The sequence below is a fragment of the Veillonella atypica KON genome (assembly GCF_002959915.1).
Taxonomy (GTDB): Bacteria; Bacillota; Negativicutes; order Veillonellales; family Veillonellaceae; genus Veillonella; species Veillonella atypica.
On the sequence record NZ_PPDE01000006.1, the window covers coordinates 76,993 to 95,029 of the forward strand.

14 protein-coding genes are annotated in these 18,037 nt (G+C 39.8%); all 14 read right to left on the reverse strand.

Annotation, left to right across the window (positions count from 1 at the left end; genetic code table 11):
- Positions 1–82: 82 nt before the first annotated feature.
- Positions 83–1,399: an MFS transporter gene (locus tag VAHSUH02_RS03800; RefSeq protein WP_005382244.1), complete on the reverse strand. Its 1,317-nt coding sequence runs from the start codon at positions 1,397–1,399 to the stop codon at positions 83–85.
- A 201-nt stretch (positions 1,400–1,600) separates the two neighbouring features.
- Positions 1,601–2,347: a Bax inhibitor-1/YccA family protein gene (locus VAHSUH02_RS03805; RefSeq protein WP_038148462.1), complete on the reverse strand. Its 747-nt coding sequence runs from the start codon at positions 2,345–2,347 to the stop codon at positions 1,601–1,603.
- A 152-nt stretch (positions 2,348–2,499) separates the two neighbouring features.
- A complete protein-coding gene (locus tag VAHSUH02_RS03810) occupies positions 2,500–2,856 on the reverse strand; it encodes a cupin domain-containing protein (protein WP_038148469.1) in 357 nt (118 codons plus the stop codon).
- A 28-nt stretch (positions 2,857–2,884) separates the two neighbouring features.
- The gene (locus VAHSUH02_RS03815) at positions 2,885–3,760 is read right to left on the reverse strand and encodes a DUF4261 domain-containing protein (protein ID WP_005382241.1); all 876 of its coding nucleotides are present in this window, start codon (positions 3,758–3,760) and stop codon (positions 2,885–2,887) included.
- 139 nt (positions 3,761–3,899) lie between these two features.
- Entirely contained in the window at positions 3,900–5,603 is a 1,704-nt protein-coding gene (locus tag VAHSUH02_RS03820; RefSeq protein ID WP_005382240.1) for a DUF262 domain-containing protein, read from the reverse strand.
- Positions 5,604–5,821: 218 nt separating this feature from the next.
- On the reverse strand, positions 5,822–7,369 hold the full coding sequence (gene citF, locus VAHSUH02_RS03825; RefSeq protein WP_005382239.1) for a citrate lyase subunit alpha: 1,548 nt from the start codon (positions 7,367–7,369) through the stop codon (positions 5,822–5,824).
- On the reverse strand, positions 7,359–8,324 hold the full coding sequence (locus tag VAHSUH02_RS03830) for an HpcH/HpaI aldolase/citrate lyase family protein (protein ID WP_005382238.1): 966 nt from the start codon (positions 8,322–8,324) through the stop codon (positions 7,359–7,361). The genes citF and VAHSUH02_RS03830 overlap by 11 nt, the downstream gene beginning before the upstream one ends.
- Positions 8,324–8,593, reverse strand: a complete 270-nt coding sequence (citD, locus tag VAHSUH02_RS03835) for a citrate lyase acyl carrier protein (protein WP_005379312.1) — start codon at positions 8,591–8,593, stop codon at positions 8,324–8,326. The genes VAHSUH02_RS03830 and citD overlap by 1 nt, the downstream gene beginning before the upstream one ends.
- Before the next feature lie 103 nt (positions 8,594–8,696).
- Complete coding sequence (locus VAHSUH02_RS03840) at positions 8,697–10,118, reverse strand: DASS family sodium-coupled anion symporter (RefSeq protein ID WP_005382237.1); 1,422 nt, start codon at positions 10,116–10,118, stop codon at positions 8,697–8,699.
- 278 nt (positions 10,119–10,396) lie between these two features.
- On the reverse strand, positions 10,397–11,308 hold the full coding sequence (locus VAHSUH02_RS03845) for a LysR family transcriptional regulator (RefSeq protein ID WP_005382235.1): 912 nt from the start codon (positions 11,306–11,308) through the stop codon (positions 10,397–10,399).
- A 46-nt stretch (positions 11,309–11,354) separates the two neighbouring features.
- Positions 11,355–13,103: a pyruvate kinase gene (gene pyk, locus VAHSUH02_RS03850; RefSeq protein WP_038148460.1), complete on the reverse strand. Its 1,749-nt coding sequence runs from the start codon at positions 13,101–13,103 to the stop codon at positions 11,355–11,357.
- A 131-nt stretch (positions 13,104–13,234) separates the two neighbouring features.
- Entirely contained in the window at positions 13,235–16,642 is a 3,408-nt protein-coding gene (locus tag VAHSUH02_RS03855; protein WP_005382228.1) for a DNA polymerase III subunit alpha, read from the reverse strand.
- 11 nt (positions 16,643–16,653) lie between these two features.
- A complete protein-coding gene (locus VAHSUH02_RS03860) occupies positions 16,654–17,421 on the reverse strand; it encodes a M48 family metallopeptidase (RefSeq protein WP_005382227.1) in 768 nt (255 codons plus the stop codon).
- 270 nt (positions 17,422–17,691) lie between these two features.
- Positions 17,692–18,037 (reverse strand): IS200/IS605 family transposase (tnpA, locus tag VAHSUH02_RS03865; RefSeq protein WP_105112046.1); only part of this gene is annotated, 346 nt, incomplete at its 5' end.

Sequence of the window (18,037 nt, forward strand, 5' to 3'; positions counted from 1 at the left end):
AAGAGCTATATATTTATTCAATATCCGTCATAGAAAAGAATAAAAAATATAACTCTTTTTAAATTTGTATTTAATTTTTAACTTAACCTTCCTTGTGTTCCATAGATTTAGGTAATGTCAAAATCAATAGACCTGCTAGGAACATACAAGCGCCCATTACATAGTAACCATAAGTAAAGCTACCTGTATGTCCATTGATGAAGCCTAGCATATATGGGCCGACCCAACCGCCCATATTACCGGATGAATTGATAAGGCCCATCGCACCTGCTGCAGCTGCGCCAGATAAGAATGTAGTCGGCATCGTCCACCATACGCCCATACCGCCATACACGCCTACAGCCGTTAAACAGATGAATAACAAGCTAATTTCAGGTGATGGACTATGTGGTGTGGCAATAAAACCTATGGTACCAACAAATAATGTGGTCGCCACATGCCAACGTTTTTCATTGCGTTTCTCTGAGGAATAGCCACAGAAAACTTGTACTAATAAGGCAGCACTCATCGGAATGGCAATAGACCAAGCTACAACACTTGGTGGCCATCCGGATAAGCTTTTAAGCACTTGTGGCATCCAGAAACTGAATCCCCAGAACCCAATAACCCACAAGAAATAAATTAATGCTAATCGTAATACCTTTGGATCTTTCAAGGCTTGCCAAATTGTGTATTTTTTTACGGATTGTTTTTCAGCTTCTTCCTTAGCAAGCTCTTCTTTGATATATTTTTTCTCTGCATCAGTTACCCAAGCGGCTTCTTCTGGTTTTTCTTTCATCCAGAATGCAAAAATGAAAGCAAAGATAACAGCTGGTAATGCTTCTACAATAAACAACGTACGCCATCCATGTAATCCAAAAAATGTCGTATCGAGCAATACGCCTGCTAATGGACCGCCGATAATGTTAGAGAATAATAGAGATGTAAGCATTAATGAAATTGCCTTTGCCCGTTCTCTCGGTAAAAACCAATTAGGTATCAATAAAGAATAGATAACCGGATATAATGACGCTTCACATAACCCTAACAAGAATCGATATAAGAAGAACTCCCACTCCGTAGTCATTGTCGTCATGAGGACACATACAATGCCCCAACTAAACATGATACGCGCTACCCAATGCATCGCATTAAATCTCGATGCTAACAGAGATGCAGGGACTTCAAATAAAACATAGCCAATAAAGAATATACCTGCGCCCATACCGAATATTTCTGGTGTTAACCATGGTAAATTCTCTTTCATGGTCAAGCCTGCATAGGCGATATTTACACGGTCTAAAAAGGCAATAATAGAAACAATAAATAATGGTAGGATGACATGCAACATGCGCCGCCTTGTAAAATCCTTGAAATCGATGGCCCCACTTTGAGGCTCTGGTACAGATGATGAGTTCATATGAATCCTTTCTACTTACTATATGATACGTACCATAATATATTAAAAAAACAAATGTCCTCTGTCAATGATATTATATAGAATATAGGAATAACGAATTAGAATATGTAACATACAAAAAGCACCTTATATCTGTTATGTAAAATCTCCATAAAGATTTCTAACAGTATATAAGGTGCTTTCACATACACTATTCAGATATTAGCGTCTGTTACCAAAGATACGCAACAAGGATAAGAACAAGTTAATGAAATCGAGATACAAGCTAAGTGCACCAGCAATTTCAATACGATCTAAAATCGTTTCATCTTCAGATAGTGCCAATTGAGTAACACTGTTTTTAATCATGTTCATATCAACAGCCGTAAAGATGGAAAATACAACGACCCCAACGTAGCCAAGAATCAAGCTAATTGTACTATAACTAATGGAACTAAGATATGGAATCGAAAAATACGATGCTACCATAAACACAAGACTTACGATAATCATACCAAATATAGCAGCCACTAAGTACGGTGTTAATCCGGCTAAATTCTTCTTAGTCGTAAGGCCTACAATAGAAAAGGCAACGAAGAACGCCAATGCCCCAATCAATGCTGGTACAGTAGCTTCCATGATGCCATATGCTAACGAAACAAGTGATAAGGTAACGCCATTCAATGCACTATAGATAAAGAACATCGCATATAGAGACATAACATTGGCCTTATACGTGCGCATGCTAAACAAGAATACCACCGCTACTTCTGCAATCAATAAAATATTAAAATTGCTAGCTGCAAAGCGCGCCCAGGACGGATTCATTAGCGTCGCAACACCAATCCCTAATGTGGTCAACAAACCAACAACCATCCATAAGATGGAACCCTTTAATCGTTGCGATACAATACTTTCTACCAGTGCTACATCATTAGCATTTGGCGTTTGTGTCATATATGGATTCATAAGAACCTCCTTGCTATTTATAGTTTATATACTTCGTTATCTATCTCTATATTATACTAAAAATTCTTATTCTCCGCCACGAAAATATATTGTATCAAACTGTTTTTTTATAAATTCAACTGACTTCAATTTATTCTAAAAGAGCTTTCATATTAATTACTACTAACAGGATCATAATCAGCAGGTACAGGAGCAACGATACTTACAAATACAACATCTTCCGTCCCAGTATTTTTTGCGCCATGACATTCACCCTTTTTAGATACTATAACTTGTCCCTTTGTAAAAGTCACCTCCGTATCAGGCGTTGGATAAAATACCCCGTTTCCTTGCAATATAACCCATATATCATCAGAGTGATGATGATAATGTTTTGGTAAGGTTTGACCAGGTTTAATAACCCATACTGAACCACCTGTGGAATCAGTTTGATAAAATGGCGTCTTAACAGCTTTCTCCAAACTTTCAACTTTCACAAGTTCCATGTCAAAAATACGTTGATCACTCATACTGCTCACACCTTTCATCGATTAATAACTAGCGAGTGCCCGCTGCATATTCTCCCATATTAATATCTAGAACCTCTCGAATCGGTTGAATTAGAGAATCCTCATATTGTACTTTCCACTGAATATCCTGATTCATCTCGCCATTTTGTAACCCCGCAATGGTTTCCCCATCACCTATTGGATTGTCATGTTCGAAAATATAATTCAACACATTATAAGCATGAAATACTACATGATTAGGATCTACACCGTGAAAGTGATACTGTAAATCAGGTAAAAATAATGTACTCATACCAACAGAATCTACCATCATATCATTGGTACCTTGAATACTAAAATAACGCACATTTACAGCATAATACATAAAACGAGTCACCTCTTTATCAGGATGATTTTCAATGGTTTCACGACTTAAAAACTTACGTGATGGTCCAAAAACAACGGCCTTGCAAGATGGATATAACTCCAACAGCGCATCTACATATTTTACGAGCATATCAGCTCGTTCTTTAGGCTCTAAACCCGAAGCTAACATATCTGTAGCAAATACTCTATATTGACACTCAGCTAACAATTCATCTACATTGGGACAATCCCAAACTTGACTACGTGTAAAATCATCTAATACAGGTTTATCGATTTTCTCACACTTCGTCACCATCAATGTCGGTGAGATATCGGCATCATTATCTTCATAATGAACCTTATAATTCTGAGGTGCCAAACCTGCAGATTCAGCTCCATAACTAAAGCAATCAACAGGGCCTAAATGCTTTGTAAATACCTCTACCATTGTATCGCGGCTAGGCATATCACACTGCTTCGGCATTAATAACTCAACAAAAAACAAACCGCCAGGACGAACAGAACTATCTGTTAGATCTTGTTTAAATACTTGGCTCATAATAACCTCTTAAAATAAACCTTACGTTTAATAAGTAATCTAATACTTAAATTGCTATAACTAAACCTTTACTAACTTTTTAACAACAAATTTAATTCTAACAAAATTAAATCCTACGGATTTAGCACTATATCTAACTTTAAGACTCTATTACTTCACCATTTAACTTTAGCCTCCATTTATCAATAAAAACCTTCATCAGTTCATTCTGTCTAGTTTCAACAGTTCTAGGATTCCAATGCTTTATCCCATTTACCTGTGTTGTAATAGGATATGAAGTAACACCATTAGATGATTGGAAATATTTTTGTTTCTTTTCCTCAAAATCGTAATTTTGTGCTTGTGAGTTATGTTGTCTTGTGAGAGCTACAAGATATGCAATTTTATTTACCCAGATTTTTCTATCAGCCTCACTCCAAACCGCAAGCCACTGACTATCCATTCTAGGGTTTTGAGGTAAAACATGTTCGATTGTAAAAATCTTACCATTAAACTTAACTGCACCATCACTAACAAAGGAATTTAAACGTTGTATAATATAATTTCTTCTGTATGATGGTAATGTATATATCTCTCCATCTAAAGTTTTAATAAACTCTTCTTTTTCTATTTCTTTTAACTCTAAACTTTCTATGTTTTGATAGTGATTTCCTTCGGTCTCCATCTCTTCTAATACTTCTTTATAACGATTAATTCGTTGATTTAGCCCTTTTGAGGTAACAAACAAATAAGAAGCCAAACGTTCTAATTTAATAAGAAAGGCCAAGATAGCGTCAGAATCATTTTCATGCTCTGCTAAAAATTTTATTGCTACAGGCATCCAGTCATAATTTCTAGTTTTATTCAACCAATATAATAAATTATTAATAGATTCAGCATTTCTACTTGATACATATGCTTCATTTTTTAAGGCATTATAAGCATTAGAATATGGCACAATATACTTATCAATAAGATCTTTTGGATTTATCTTTTCCAAAATATTTACAGAAAACTCTTCTAATAAATTCTTTTTTTGCTTTTCTTTTAGAAAAATAGTTCTTGTGTGTGCAAAAACCTCATTAAAACCATCTCTGCCCACTAAACGCTCTTGCTCCTCCCAGATTTCAGTATATTTATCTTGAATACTATCATCTAAAGAGCCTATCGTTTTAGATTTAATAATATCAGATGGTAATAAATCTAAACCACGACTATTCAATACTGAAAAAACCCTAAATGCAGATGATTGATTGGGAGATGAAACAACTACTAAAAAGCACCTATTCAACACAAATTGACAAAATTTAATTAAATCATCTTCATTAGTAAATTTTTCACTAAATCTTACTTGAAACACTTGACAATTTTTCTGAATATGAACTTTTGCTTCACTATCTAAGATTTCATCATCTAACTGATTTAACCCTCGTAAATCTAACTCTTGTATATATTTATTAAAAAATGATTGATCTTTTTCGCGTAAAAATATGCGTGGTTGCGCATTAATCATTTCCAACTGATTACCCTTTTCTTGTAAGTAGGCTTTACATAGCTCTTTATATTGTTCTGTAGAGAAAGTGTCCGCCATTACAGCAAGAAAAATAGATAGAGTAGTTAATCGTTGTTGACCATCTATAACCTCAGAATAAGGTTTATTATCACTTTTAATTAGTACAATACTCCCCAAAAAATAATTGTCATCATTATCTAATTCATAAAAATCATATAAATCATCAAATAAAATTGCAGCCTCATCTTCAGTCCAAGAATAAGGTCTTTGATACTTAGGAATATGATATTCAAAGTCAGCACTAAAAATTTTTGATAATGAATACTCTTTTGCCGATATTTTATCACTCATACAATACTACCCTCCACCAATATAAACTAAATTATAGTTCTAACTATAGTATAATAAATAGTCAACTAAAATGTAAATTTAATAATAAATCAATACAAAAGACCCGCTCTATAAGTCCAAAGACTATAGAGAGGGTCTTTATATTATCTAATCAGCATAGGGTGATGAGCCGATGGCGGAACTGTTACAGCTTCCCTCGGACTCTCATCCCTACTCAATTATAGAGGTTTACGAACCACGTCAATGATAGAGCCATCGCGATATTCTACGATTGCGATGATATCTTCGTCTTTATCAGATACAGGGATATCTTGTGGTTTACCAACTAAGTCGAATGCTAATTGTTGTAATTCTTCAATTGTGAAGATAGGCAAGTTGCTATCTTTGAAGCGTTCAATCAAATCAGTACGAGCTGGGTTGATTGCGATACCGTATTCAGTAACGAGTACGTCAACGGAGGAGCCTGGTGTAATTACAGTTGCTACTTTGTCACGGATCATTGGCAAGCGGCCACGGATCAATGGGCAAGTAATAACTGTGCATTTAGCACCTGCTGCTGTATCGGAGTGACCGCCAGAAGCGCCCATCAATACACCGTTGGAGTCAGTCATTACGTTTACGTTGAAATCAAGGTCGATTTCAGTGGCACCAAGGAATACTACGTCGAGGTAGTTTGTAGTGCAGTCTGTCCATGGGTTAGCGTACATGGAAGCAGACATTTCGATATGTGCAGGGTTTTTATCCAAGGATGCAGCTGCAGTAGTATCGAATGTTTGAGTGTCATAGATAGCTTTGATTAAGCCTTCTTCAAGCATACCAGTCAAGATACCTGTAGCACCACCGATAGCAAAGCCACCAGCTTCACCGCGTTTGCGAAGTTTTTCAGCAATGAATTTTGCTACAGTCAATGGAGCACCACCAGCGCCCAATTGGAATACGAAACCTTCTTTAATGATACCAGCTTGATCAAGGAATTCACCAGCTAGTTCAGCGATTTTAATTTGAATAGGGTTCTTAGTGAAGCCAATTGCACCAGAAGCAATACCTTCTGGGTCGCCGATGCTTTCAACAGGAACAACATAATCTACATCTGTTTGAGGGATGGCATAGTTGTGTACATAGTCAACCAAGTTATCAGTGATGATAACAGTTGTATCTGCATAGTGAGAGTCAACCTTAGCATAGCCAAGTGCGCCACATGCGGATTTACCCATACGACCAGTTGCATTGCCACGAGGGTCAGCTGTAGGAGCAGCCATGAAAGCTACGTCGATATGAACTTCGCCAGATTCGATAGCACGAGCACGACCACCATGAGGACGAATGACTACAGGGCGTTTTAATACACCTGGGTTTTGTGTTAAGAATTTACCAAGGCGATCGCGAAGACCAGATGTTTCGAGAGCTGTAACAGTACCGTCTTGAATCATTTCAACTAAGAAATCATGGCATGGAGATAAGGAAGAAGATGCGATTGTAATATCTTTAATGCCTTTCGCTTGAACGCGTTCCATAACCATTTTCATAACATAGTCGCCATTGCGCAAATGATGATGGAAGGACAATGTCATGCCATCTTTTACGCCAGCTTTTTCGATTGCTTCATCGATAGAAGCAAGAACTTTATTAATACCAACACGGCTCATATGAACAGGTTTACCTGCGCGTTTAGCCTTAGGTTCAATTGCGAATTCACCTTGATATACTTCGCGACCTTCTAGTGCTGGGATATTTGTTGGGATATCGCGACCTACTTTATTTAACATCGTATTCTGCTCCTTCCTCTAATTCAACTTTAATGCCTGCTGCACGTGCTTTATCAACTACGCGTTGTGCACGAACTACGATAGGACCATCGATCATCTTACCATCTACGGAAATTACGCCTTTATTGTTGCGCAATGCATCAGCATAGCTGTTCAATACCTTAACGGAATGAGCGATTTCTTTTTCGTCAGGAGTGAATACTTCGTGGATAATTTTGATTTGGCTTGGATGGATACAAGATTTGCCGTCATAACCCAATGCTTTAATGAATTCAACTTCTTCGCGGAAGCCTTGTGGGTCTTTCACGTCGGAGAATACAGTATCAATTACGCGGATACCTGCTTCGCGTGCTGCATGAAGAATTGTTTGACGAGCGAACAATAATTCAACAGCTGGTTTATGTTTACCTGTACGAAGGTCAGCACGGTAGTCTTCAGCGCCAAGAGCAATAGCAACAACACGAGGGCCATGGCAGATTTCGCGAACATTGTACAAGCCACGAACGGATTCGATAGCTACGATAATATTGATAGTACCTTCTGGCCAGCCATTAGCTTTTTCTACTTCTTCAATTTTCTTCGCTACGATTTCAACTTCGGATACGTCTTCAGTTTTAGGCAAACGAATCATATCAGGTTTAGCTGGAACGATAACATCAAGATCATCATAACCATAAGGAGTTTGTGTAGGATGGTTGATACGAACAACTGTTTCAGCGCGGAATTTACGGGATTTCAATGCTTCTGCAGTCAAAAGACGAGCTGTGTCTTTTTCTGTAATAGGCACGGAATCTTCAATATCGATCATGATGGAATCAGAACCGTGGATATCAGCACTGTTAATCATTTTTGGTGTATTACCAGGAACGAACATCATGGAACGGGATAAGCGTTTTTTTGCCGCTTCTGTAAGCGGATTAGTTTTTACTTCTGGAAATGTTTTATCGTTAGCCATTATGCTTTGCTCCCCCTTTCTAATGCGCCCAACACGCGAGCTTTAATTGTGTAATCCCAAGCATTTTTATCTTGTACAGTTACTTTTACGCCATCAAAACCAGCTTCTTTAACTGTATTCAAGATAACAGATTTAATTTGGTCGCCATATTGACGCATAACTTTGGAAGTCAATTCGATTTCGATGCCACTAGCAATCGGTTCTACCGTAACTAATGCATCATTTTTTTCGTCGAAGCCTGCTTGCGCAGCTTTCACTAATTGTGCCATGTTACATCCTTTCACTAAAAAATATATCAAATGGCAAAGACCAGACCGTCGCGAAGTCTGGCCCAAGCCGTAAAAACAATGATGAGTATAAATTAGATGGTGATTAAATCATACCGATGAAAGTCCACCAAGGGATACCTATTACAAAGAGTAAGATCCAGCTTAATACCGCTAAGATACCACCAGCAGTCCACCATTCTTTAATGTTATTATAACCAGCAGAATAGATGATAGGACCAGGGGATGCACCGTAGTGAGTTACGAGACCACCAAATGCATTTGTAGCAAGCAATACTAAACCAAACATAACAGGGTTAACACCGGCTGCCATACCTACCGTTAAGAATACAGGAAGCATGGATGCGATATATGCGGTACTAGAAGCGAATAAGTAACGAATAACAACGCTGATAGCGGAAAGAATTAATACTACTACAAGTGGAGATACATCGAGTGCCAAGTTTGCTTCCATAAATGTAGCAAGCCAAGCAAAGAATTTAGCTTTTGTTAAAGCTGTGGATAAACCAAGGATAGCACCGAACCAGATGAATGTGTTCCAAACAGCTTTTGTTTGAACCATATCTTCCCATGTGATGATGCCGGATAAGAAAACAACAGTCATAGCAACTAATGCTACTGCTGTAGGACTCAAATCAAAAGCGATAGCTGGGAAAAAATATCCAATAGAAGGCCATGCCCAACCAAGAAGAGCAAGGATGAATACAACAGCCAAGATTTTTTCAGACATTTTCATAGACCCTAATTTTGCAAGGCCTTCGTCTGCCAATTTCTTATTGTCGATTTTTACAGCTTCAGGACGGTCAATCCAGTAGCCTACAAGAGGAACAAAAATCAACATTACAAGGCCAGGAATGGCCAAAGCCACTGCCCATTCGACCCAGTTCATAGTAAGGCCTGTAATCTTAGTAACGAAATCCAGTGCCAACACATTAGGAGCCATAGCTGTTAAGAACATAAAGGACGTAATCTTTGTTACGAAGTAACCATTCATCAAGATAAAGGAACCGCCGCGTTTTGCAGTATCACCAGGGTAAGAACCGATAGATTCTGCAATGGATAAGTTAATAGGATATACGATACCAGCTGCACGGGCTGTATTAGAAGGTGTTGCTGGAGACAAGATTAAGTCAAGAAGCGCTGTTACATAGCCTAAACGCAATACTGTGGAACCGAATGCACGGATTAAGTGGTACGCTACACGGTGACCAAGACCAGTTTTACCAAATGCAACGCTCAAGGAGAAGGCTGCAATGATCATCCACAATGCTGTGGAGCCATAACCTACCAAAATATCTTTTGCATTGTCCATGAATAATGCAGAAGCAGCTAATACAGATAATAAAATAATTTGAATTGGATATGGTTTTAAAATCAAACCTAAGATACCTGCGATGTAGAAACCAAATAGGCGCCACGCTTCCGCAGAAAGCCCTGCTGGTGGAGTTGTAAACCAGAGGATAATTGGGATTAGCACGATAACGGCTAATTTTACAAGTCTTTCCATGTTTTTTCCTTTCTTATAAACATAGGCATATACTGTTCATCCTAACACTACCCAAGTAATTCGTAATACGCGACTATTACTCATGAATTCTTGTATTTAGTATGATTTCATTATACGTTGGTAATCATTTTCTGAAAAATAGATTACCTTTATAGGGGTCATAAAAATTTTTATAACTGTCATTCATACTTTTTATGCATTTTACTCATAGTTTTTTAGGTGTAAATGTAAAAAATGCATGCATACATCTCAAAAAGATGTATACATGCACTTACATGTTATGATTGATATTCTCTAAAAATACTATCGTCTACAACAGTGTGTTGTTTATAGTAATCTCGTACGTACTCGATAAATGTTTTGACAGCAATTAAATTGGCCGACTCTTTTGTGTATACCATATTGGTATCACGCGTAATATATGTTCCATCCTTGCTACGCAATGGGCTAACATAAATATCTTTGTCTTTACAAGATCCAAGCCCCATATAGGTTAGGATAGACCATCCTAGACCGGCCCGCACAAAATGACGACATGTACTCATGGAATTGACGTCCATCGCCACAATGGGGGGGTCTTCAAAATGCTCGGCACACCATTTTTCAATGATATTAGCTACCGATGCATCAGTTTGGTATCGAATAAAAGGCACCTTCTCTAACGATTCTGGTGGCACTAACTCTTTATATACCAAGCAATACGGTTCTTCCAATAACAATTCTGAATTGCCTGATACTTCATATCCACCACGTGCAAACGCCACCATACAATCACCGGTATTAAACATCTTTACAACTTGATGGCTGAAAGCTGTCTTAACTTGAATATGTACATCTGGATACTGTTCGCGGAACGATTTCAACAAAGCTGGTAATTCATAATCTGCAAAATTGATGGATGATGCAATTTTTAAGGTACCTTGAATCTTACCAGTAGACGACGTCAATGCATGGTCTAAGGCCTCTCTATCATGCAGCATGCGTTTGCAATAGTCATAATAGATTTCACCTTGTGGCGTCAATGCAATACCTTCTGTAGTACGAAGCAACAAGGAGTACCCTACGCTATCCTCTAAATGACGCAGTCGATAGCTCAAAGCAGGCTGCGAAACAAATAACTTTTCAGCTGCTTTTGTTATATTACCTTCATCCACAACAGTTACAAAGGTACGCCATTCTTTATCATCCATAGTCGTACTCCTTTTTTATGACCAACCTATTTATATTATATATTGCTTATCTAGCATTCGCAATGCCTGCAAAGACCTTACCTCGTTCGCCATCGATGGTGACCTCTGCGCCTTCCAGCAATACGTCATAAGAATCTTTGGCGCCTAAGATGACAGGAATACCATAGGTAATGCCTGCAATAGCACTATCTGATGTGTACCCATCTTCAACAGAAATGATACCGCCAGCGCGTTTAGCAATGTTCATCAATTCTGGTTCCATAGTCCCTACTACAAGAATATCGCCGGATTGGAAGCTTTCATAATCATTCTTATGATTAGCTGCAATAAATACGCGACCCGTAGCGGATTTACGCAAGATACCATTGCCAGATAACAACACCTTGCCTGCAATATGAACGCGAATCATATTCGTAGTACCTGTAGAACCAGAAGGTACGCCAGCGGTAACGACAACTAGATCACCAGAGTTGATGGCATTTGCCCCGAGAGCACCGGTAATCGCCTGTTTCACCATTTCATCAGAGTTGATATTTTCACGGCCCTTGATGGCTTCAACCCCCCAGCATAATTGCATGCGACGAATCGTTTCATCATGCGGTGTAATAGCAATAATTTTACAATCTGGACGGTGACGAGCCACACTAATCGCAGTATGACCAGATTCGGTACATGTTAAAATAGCTGCTGCCCCAAGATCACTCGCAACGCGCACACTGGCCAAACATACAGCCTCAGTGGTTGTCACATCATCGCTTTCCTTCGTTCTACTCTTATGATCATAAATAGCAGACTGCTCCGTTACCTCTGCAATGCGTGTCATCGTTGTAACAGCTTCCACCGGATATGCGCCATTAGCAGTCTCACCAGATAACATAATAGCATCGGTGCCATCTAAGATTGCATTGGCCACATCACTCGCTTCGGCACGCGTAGGACGAGGGTTTTGAATCATAGACTCCAACATTTGCGTAGCCGTAATAACAGGTTTGCCAAGACGATTACATTTTTCAATCATCATCTTTTGCAATACCGGTACTTCTTCGGCTGGAATTTCTACGCCCAAATCACCACGAGCAATCATAAGACCATCCGCTACATCGAGAATTTCATCAATATTATTGACTCCTTCAGCATTTTCAATTTTGGCGATAATCTTAATATCCTTTTGTTCAGATTCCAAGATACGGCGAATAGCCACTACATCCTTAGCGCGTTGCATAAAGGATGCAGCCACAAAGTCTACACCTTGTTGGCAACCAAAGCGTAAATCTAATTCATCTTGCTCGGATACAGGCGGCAAGCTAAGCGCTACGCCTGGCACGGCTACCCGTTTGCGATTGCCGATTTCACCACTATTTTGAACGGTGGTAATGATGTTATTACCTTCAATAGCATCGATAGTCAATCTAACAAGGCCATCAGCTAAGAGAACTGTATCGCCAACGTGCACATCGCCTACTAAACCTTTATGGTTTACAGTACTAATCTCTAACGTGCCTTCTACATCATCCGTAGTCAATGTAAATTGTTGCCCCGCTTCGAGGAATACCTTGCCTTCTTTAAACAGTCCTAGACGAACCTCTGGACCTTTTGTATCGAGCAATAATGCGATTGGTTTATTGACAATCATCGCCGCATCACGCACCATTTGCATGCGCTCTGCTTGCTCTTCATGCGAACCATGAGAGAAGTTAAAACGAGCCACATTCATGCCAGCGCGCATCATATCTTCTAAAATACCGAACTTATCCGTGCCCGGACCTACGGTACATACGATTTTTGTACGTTTCATATATCCTCCTAAAGGGATTTTATTTAATATATCTACAAATTTAATTATACCTGTCCCCATTGAGCTTTGACCAATACCAAATTTACATCTTTCGATATAAATCTATTGCATATGCCCTATCTATGCACACCCTATTGTACCTCTACGGCACCTTCACCTAATACCGCTTCAATGCGTGCGATGATCTCATCTGTAGGTGCAAAGCATAATTGAGGTGATAAATTAATTCGTTTTCGTTGTTTGTGTAAATATAATGCTGTCGGGACTTGCCCTTCTGCTTGTGAAAGTATTTCCTTCAACGCATTACTATTCTCTGGCGTATCATAAGCACTGCGAATATGGATGGCGATTTGTCGTGCATTGTTATAATTCACCTTTAGCGGTGCAATGCGGTCCGCAATAATCTGTACACCCTTTTCATCCGCATCAACACGGCCTCGCACCTTAACAACCATATCGACAGCCAAGAATTGTTGGCTCTGAGCAAATACCTTCGGAAATGCCACCACTTGAGCCGAACCAGAGTAATCTTCGATGCGAAGAATACTCATGACATCGCCCCGTTTTGTAGGTCTATCCCCTCTTTCAGCAATGAGACCGCCAAAGGTAATCGTTTGACCATCAAAACGCTCTGGGTTTTCAAGAAGTTGCCCCAGTTCAAAAAGGCCTTTCAATTCCTTGTTATAACCTTGCAATGGATGACCCGTAATATAGAATCCTGTGTAGTCCTTTTCATCCTTCAATTTATCATCTTCCGATAAATCAGGTAAATTCGGTACCGGAATCATATCGACATCATCTGTGCTTTCACCAAAGAGACTCATAGTCCCCATGGCAGCATCCTTTTGCTGCTTAGCCCCTACAGCCTGTGCACTTTCATACATGTGCAATAACTGATTGCGGTTTTCCTCGAATCCGTCCATAGCACCGCAGCGAATTAAGCTTTCCAGCAACCGTTTATTAACGACCTTGCTATCTACGCGGCGACAAAAATCGGTAATGCTCGTATAGAGACCATGGGCCTCACGCTCTGTAATGAGTCGATCGATAGCATTGTCCCCTACGTTCTTGATGCCCCCAAGACCAAAGCGAATGGCATCACCTTGTACGGCAAAGCTACGCAAGGAATGGTTCACATCGGGACCGAGGACCTGCACATTATGTTTTTTACAAGCATTGATATAGTATGTGAGCTTATCCATATTTTGCATAAAGCTGGTCATGGTAGCGGCCATAAATTCTGGGAAGTAGTGCACCTTAAGATATGCTGTTTGGTACGCAATATACGCATAGGCCGCACTATGAGATTTATTAAAGCCATAGCCTGCGAAGTAAACGAGCAAGTCAAATACTTCATTTGCAATGGACTCTTCGATGCCATTATTGATAGAACCTTGTATAAAGGATTCCCGTTGCGCCTTGAGGACGGATTCTTTTTTCTTACCCATCGCACGACGCATTAAATCTGCTTGGCCAAGGGAGAAACCGCCCATGGCAGACGCAATTTGCATAACCTGTTCTTGGTAGAGAATAACGCCGAACGTATCTTTCAAAATAGGTTCCAAAATCGGATGTAAATAAGTCACCTCTTTTTTACCATGACGACGATCGACAAAATCCGCCACCATGCCAGATCCCAAAGGACCTGGGCGATAGAGTGCAACGAGAGGGATTAAATCCTCAAAATGCTCCGGCTTCAAATCCATAACGAGCTTGGTAATCCCATCGGACTCAAGCTGGAACACACCCGATGTATCGCCCTTGGTAAGGAGCTCACAAGCCTCTTTATCATCTAATGGGATAGCATCTAAATCGAGGTCAATACCTCGGTTTGCCTTGATGAGCTTAAGGGCATCCCCCATAACGGTTAATGTACGGAGGCCCAAAAAGTCCATCTTTAACAGGCCTAATTCTTCGATATTATCCTTATCATATTGAGTGACAAAACCTTCTTCATTAGAGTTTTGTACAGGCACATGGTCATCTAGAGGATCCGCAGAAATTACAACGCCTGCTGCATGAGTGGACGAGTTACGTGCAATACCTTCTAGTTTTTGACCAAAATCAAATAGCTCTTTTACATTAGGGTCTGTATCATATAAGGCTTTTAAATCTTTACCCTTTAAAGCCTTTCCTAAGGTGATGCCCAATTCATTAGGAATCATCTTCGCAATGCGATTGACCTCAGCTAATGGTAAATCGAGCACACGACCTACGTCACGAATAACGGCGCGGGCCGCTTCTGTACCAAAGGTGATGATTTGAGACACGCGAGCCTGTCCATATTTTCGCGTTACGTAATCGATGGCTTCACCCCGCTTTTCATAGCAGAAGTCAATATCAATATCAGGCATGCTTACCCGTTCTGGGTTTAAAAACCGTTCAAAGAGCAAATCGTATTGTAATGGGTCGAGCCCTGTGATACCTAATAAATAAGCTACTACAGAACCTGCCGCAGAGCCACGACCTGGGCCTACAAGGATATCGTGTTCACGCGCATAACGCACATAGTCCCATACGATAAGGAAATAGTCTTCAAAGCCCATCGTTCCGATAACATCGAGTTCGTAGTCAAGACGTTTTTTGAGTTCCTCCGATGTATCGCCATATAAGCGAGGTATTTCTCGTTCACAGACCTTGCGTAAATAAGTCTTAGACGTTTCGCCCTCAGGCACATCAAAGTGCGGCAAATGGTGTTCATCAAAATTAAATTCTACATTGCATCGGTCTGCAATCTTTACTGTATTTTCTAAGGCCCCAGGGATGTGTCCAAAGAGCTCCGCCATCTCGTCCCCAGATTTGAGATAGAACTCATCATTAGGGAATTTCAAACGATCTACTTCGGCGCGACGTCGGCCCGTTTGAATACAAACGCGGATATCCTGAGCATCAGCGTCGTCTTTCATAACATAGTGGAAATCATTGGACGCCACGATGCCTAGGCCATATTCGTCAGCTAATTGGCATAGCACTTGCTGAGCCCGTAACTCTTCAGGTAAACCGTGATTTTGAATTTCTAAAAAGAAATTGTCTTTACCGAAGGTTTCAATGTACCACTCAACAGCTCGGCGAGCCCCCTCCATATTATCTTGCAGAATATATTGAGGCACTTCCCCTTGAATACATGCACTAAGGGCGATGATGCCCTTGCTGTATTGACGCAACAAATCATGGTCAGCACGGGGCTTATAATTAAAACCTTCCGTAGAGGCTTTCGATACGATTTTAACAAGGTTTCGATAGCCTTCCATCGTTTCGGCTAGCAAAATAAGATGTTTTAATCGCTCACGGCTACGCCCTTCTGGCTTATCAAGGCGGCTACCTTCTGTGACATACACTTCACACCCAATAATCGGTTTAATGCCTTGTGCCACACATTCCTTATAAAAATAGATAGCCGCATACATATTGCCATGGTCCGTAATGGCAAGGGCTGGTTGTTCCAATTCCTTCGCGCGGCGCACCATATCCGGCAAACGACTGATGCCGTCCAATAAACTAAACTCCGTATGACTATGTAAATGTACAAATGGCTTCATGGTACACCTCCTTACGGTCTATGTGCAAAATAGATATTTAATGATTTCTTTCGATCCTTCCAATCTGGTAAAAATTGGGCCACTAAATTGTGAAAGTTCTTGGAATGATCCAAGTATTTGAAATGGGCAAACTCATGGACCATAACGTATTCAATATAGGCCTGAGGCCCTTCTAATAAACGCATATTCATCTTAATGAGCTGCTTTGATGGCGTACAAGAACCCCAACGACTCTTCATGCACTGTTGCTTTACCGTTGGCATGGGTACATCAATATGTTGCTGGTGAAAGCGTTGATATACGACCTTCGCCCAATGGGTAAACACCTTTTCCCCTAGCTGGCGCCAAAAGGTTTGCATTAATTTATGCTTGTCTTCATAGGTGTAATTAGGTTTAACAAACATCACAATACGATTAGAACCATCAAACTTAATATGCGGCTTGCCAGATGTTTCTAGCACCTCTAGCGAAATAGGCATACCCAAAATAGATATGGTTTCACCCGTTACATATTGTAATGCCTCTATCCGTTGTGCCGTTAATGCTTCTAATTTAAAACGAGCCCGCTCAATAAAGGGTATATTTTCAATAACAAACGCATCGATGCGATGATCTGGTACATAAGCATTCGCCGAAACATGGACACTACCATCCTTGTGCACACGCATGTTTATATTCTTTACACGCTTGATTGTTAACTCATATTCAATTGTGTCACCATTGTAGGTAATAGACCGAGTTGTTGAAGTATTCATACCTTTTATTTTATCATAAAACACTTATAAATTCGTTAAAATCTGGTAATTTTAATAGAGATTAGTCGATATATGCAACAATAAAAAATAAGGCTCTATAATAAATGTTGGGGTGACACACTACGGTGTCACTTCCAACATTATTTTTTGCAATCAGAACCACCCGTAAAACGGGTGGTTTGCTCACGGGCTATAAGCCCGTAGTACTAGGCCAGCGTCTAAAGGCGCTGGCTTTCACTACGTTCAAGCCGCATAGCCATTGACTCGTAACGGTCCCCTTAAAGGGGATATGTATTACTTGCTACCCTTAAAAGGGTCCTCATATTCTTTTACACTAAGTTTATCTTTCATTTGGTCATGTAACTCTTGCTCACGTATATATTTTTTTACGGTAGCTTCATTTAATCCTACCGTACTTACATAATATCCCTCGGACCAAAAGTGTCTATTTCCAAATTTATACTTTAAGTTTGCGTGTTTATCGAACATCATTAGCGCACTTTTACCCTTTAGATATCCCATAAAAGATGAAACTGATATTTTAGGTGGAATTAACACTAGCATATGCACATGATCTGCCATAAGCTCCCCCTCTATAATCTTGACGCCCTTATATTCACATAAACGTCTCAGTATTTCA

Coding starts and splice junctions, on each gene's coding strand:
- VAHSUH02_RS03810 (WP_038148469.1), bottom strand. CDS start 2,856: ATGAGTGATCAACGTATTTTTGACATGGAACTTGTGAAAGTTGAAAGT.
- VAHSUH02_RS03845 (WP_005382235.1), bottom strand. CDS start 11,308: ATGGATGATAAAGAATGGCGTACCTTTGTAACTGTTGTGGATGAAGGT.
- VAHSUH02_RS03800 (WP_005382244.1), bottom strand. CDS start 1,399: ATGAACTCATCATCTGTACCAGAGCCTCAAAGTGGGGCCATCGATTTC.
- citD (WP_005379312.1), bottom strand. CDS start 8,593: ATGGCACAATTAGTGAAAGCTGCGCAAGCAGGCTTCGACGAAAAAAAT.
- VAHSUH02_RS03815 (WP_005382241.1), bottom strand. CDS start 3,760: ATGAGCCAAGTATTTAAACAAGATCTAACAGATAGTTCTGTTCGTCCT.
- VAHSUH02_RS03840 (WP_005382237.1), bottom strand. CDS start 10,118: ATGGAAAGACTTGTAAAATTAGCCGTTATCGTGCTAATCCCAATTATC.
- VAHSUH02_RS03830 (WP_005382238.1), bottom strand. CDS start 8,324: ATGGCTAACGATAAAACATTTCCAGAAGTAAAAACTAATCCGCTTACA.
- VAHSUH02_RS03820 (WP_005382240.1), bottom strand. CDS start 5,603: ATGAGTGATAAAATATCGGCAAAAGAGTATTCATTATCAAAAATTTTT.
- pyk (WP_038148460.1), bottom strand. CDS start 13,103: ATGAAACGTACAAAAATCGTATGTACCGTAGGTCCGGGCACGGATAAG.
- VAHSUH02_RS03855 (WP_005382228.1), bottom strand. CDS start 16,642: ATGAAGCCATTTGTACATTTACATAGTCATACGGAGTTTAGTTTATTG.
- citF (WP_005382239.1), bottom strand. CDS start 7,369: ATGTTAAATAAAGTAGGTCGCGATATCCCAACAAATATCCCAGCACTA.
- VAHSUH02_RS03805 (WP_038148462.1), bottom strand. CDS start 2,347: ATGAATCCATATATGACACAAACGCCAAATGCTAATGATGTAGCACTG.